Annotated in this window: 1 protein-coding gene; it reads left to right on the top strand. The window is 35.6% G+C overall.

The window, feature by feature from the left end; all coding sequences use genetic code 11:
• The first annotated feature begins 21 nt into the window (after positions 1-21).
• Positions 22-1,977, top strand: a complete 1,956-nt coding sequence (locus R5R67_RS19180) for an alkyl/aryl-sulfatase (RefSeq protein ID WP_000693745.1) — start codon at positions 22-24, stop codon at positions 1,975-1,977.
• Positions 1,978-2,442: the final 465 nt, after the last annotated feature.

Below are 2,442 nucleotides of genomic sequence, written 5' to 3' on the forward strand. Positions count from 1 at the left end.
TATTTAAAAAAAGGAAAGAAGATGAAAATTAAGTTTTTAACAGTTTCATTGATGCTTATTCTGCCATTTTCTGTTTTTGCAGCAAATACTGTAGTAGAAAAAGCGGTCATTGAATCAAATAATACATATAAGGCGAAGTATAACTTAGAGGATATGACTGAGTTTAATCAGGCTCAAAAGGGCTTTATTGCCAAGCCAACAGGTCAAATTAAAAGTGAGAAAGGCAATGTTATCTGGGATTTTGATGCATTTAGTTTTTTACAAGATCAAGCACCAAATACCGTTAATCCCACTCTATGGCGACAAGCAAAATTAAACAACAATGTTGGGCTATTTAAAGTAACAGATCGAGTTTGGCAAATTCGTGGTTTTGATTTGGCAAATATGACCATCATTCAGGGTGATACTGGCTGGATTATTGTGGATACATTAACCTCTAAAGAAACGGCTGAAGCAGCACTTAAATTTGCTAGACAGCATTTAGGTGAGCAAAAAATTTCAGCCATTATCTTTACCCATAGCCATATCGATCATTTTGGTGGTGCATTAGGCGTTCTTTCTAGCGAAGAAATTAACGCTAGAAAAACTCCAATTATTGCGCCAAAAGGCTTTATGGAAGAAGCGACCAGTGAAAATGTGATGGCAGGTTCAGCCATGATACGTCGTGCGACTTATATGTATGGAACTTTTCTACCTAAAAATGCGGAAGGATTGGTGGATACAGGTTTAGGTAAGGCTGTTGCTGTGGGAAAAATGGGCATCCTTGAGCCTACACAACTGATCACTCAACCAGAACAGAAAATGACGGTTGATGGCTTGGATTTTGTGTTTTATAACGTGCCGGGTTCAGAAGCACCAGCAGAATTAACGTTCTCTATCCCATCATTGAAACTTTATAACGGCGCAGAAATTCTATCTCATACCATGCATAATCTTTATACCCTTCGGGGTGCTAAAGTCCGTGATGCCTTAAAATGGGTGGGCTATCTAGACCAAGCAATGCAGCATGCCAAAGCATCCGATGTATTGATTGCACAGCATCATTGGCCTGTCTGGGGCAATGACAATATTCAAGATTTTATTAAAACCCAGCGAGATGTTTATAAGTTCACGCATGATCAGACGGTGAGATATATGAACTCTGGTTTTAATGGCGCTGAAATTGCCGAAAAAATTAAGCTTCCAGCGGCACTTGATCAAAAACTATATGCTCATGGCTATTATGGAACCCTAAAACATAATGTAAAAGCAGTATACCAATATTATATGGGATGGTTCGATGCCCATCCTTCCAATTTAGATCCATTACCCCCTAAAGCTGTTGCAAAAAAATATATTGAGTTAGCAGGTGGGGAGAACAATGCATTGAAAAATGCGCGGGATGCCTACGCTCAAGCTGACTATAGATGGGCTGCCGAGATTTTAAAACATATTGTGTTGAATAACCCTCAAAACCAACAAGCAAAAGACTTATTGGCGAATACTTATCGTCAATTGGGCTATGCTGCTGAGGCTTCAACTTGGCGTAATTTCTTTTTGGTGGGCGCTCAAGAGCTACAAAATAATGTACCCCTACAAAATACTTCTGATCCGAGTGATTTATTGATTCATACACCAACTGAAAGATTTCTTGAAGCTATGGCGACAAATTTAGATGTGGAAAATTTAAAAAATGAAAACCAGTGTATCAATCTGGTTTTGTCGGATACCAAAGAGCATTTTTCATTATGGGTTGAAAACTCAGTCATGCAGTTTAAGCGTTATGATGAAAGTAAAGATTTGGCATTGGATTGCCCTACATTAACCTTAACCAAGCCCTTATATCTAAAAATGATTACAGGTCAAATAGAAGGGGTAAAAGTCCTGCTTTCTAAAGACAGTAAAGTCAAAGGTAATCCACTGAAAATTGGAAAATTCTTTGCAATGTTTAAACGTCCAGATTCAATTTTCCCGATTGTGACTCGACCAAATGGCTAAGCTCAAATAAGTAAAGTCGAAACTTAAATTAATAGATCCAAAGAAATGGGTGAAATTATCAACTTGGTTCTCCCAATCTTATAACAGGAATACAAGAAATTATTTCTTGTATTCCTCTTTAAAATTAAAAGTAAGCTATATGTATTTTAACTCTATTGATACTTTATTAAATGGTTTTTGAATTTTTATACTTTATTTTCGATGGAGATATTTTTATTAGTAGCTTGTTTAAAAAAGATTTGTTTATTTTTCTATTAATTGCTTCTAAATAATAACTTCAATATTTTTGTGGTTAAAAGGCAAGGGGGTATTATGATGTGTTTTTTATTGAAAATAAGCTTTTATATTAGGTTAACTTGATTGCACTATTTGATGATTATATTGAGTAAATATATAGGTCATGATGATCATATCAATATCCGATAGTTTAAGAGCTCAATATTTGTTTTGCCAAGCTTATATTTT

The organism is Acinetobacter sp. OYA S30 (assembly GCF_033599315.1).
GTDB lineage: Bacteria > Pseudomonadota > Gammaproteobacteria > Pseudomonadales > Moraxellaceae > Acinetobacter > Acinetobacter baumannii.